General features: G+C 66.0%; 1 pseudogene. It reads right to left on the reverse strand.

What is annotated here, in order from left to right:
- Window positions 1–562: pseudogene (gene carB / locus DBR34_RS24240) on the reverse strand (carbamoyl phosphate synthase large subunit); the annotation flags it as partial.

Consider the following 562-nt stretch of genomic DNA (forward strand, 5'->3'; position numbering starts at 1 on the left):
CGCAGCGCGCGCACGGCCGCTTCATTGGTGCCGGTCAGTTCGGCCAGGCGGGCGTCGGAGAAACCGGCGCGCTTGAGCTTGCGCAGGCGTGCGCCGTCCAGTGCGTCGATGCCATCGGCCGTGACCTGTGCTTCGGCCTGGATGATCTCTTCAATCTGGTCCAGGAACCACGGGTCGATGTGCGACAGCGCGAACACGTCTTCCACGCTGAAGCCGGCACGGAACGCGTCACCCACGAAGAACAGACGCTCCGGGCCCGGGGCCTTGAGCTCGCGCTTGATGGTGGTGATGTCGTCTTCGTTGGCCAGGTCCAGGCCGGTCGGGTCCAGCCCGATCTTGCCGGTTTCCAGGCCACGCAGGGCCTTCTGCAGCGATTCCTGGAAGGTGCGGCCCATCGCCATCACCTCGCCCACCGACTTCATCTGGGTGGTCAGGCGCGCATCGGCGGCCGGGAACTTCTCGAAGGCGAAGCGCGGAATCTTGGTGACGACGTAGTCGATCGACGGCTCGAACGAGGCCGGGGTCAGGCCGCCGGTGATCTCGTTCTTCAATTCGTCCAGGG

Source organism: Stenotrophomonas sp. HMWF003, from assembly GCF_003061285.1.
In the GTDB taxonomy this organism is placed as follows: Bacteria; Pseudomonadota; Gammaproteobacteria; order Xanthomonadales; family Xanthomonadaceae; genus Stenotrophomonas; species Stenotrophomonas maltophilia_AP.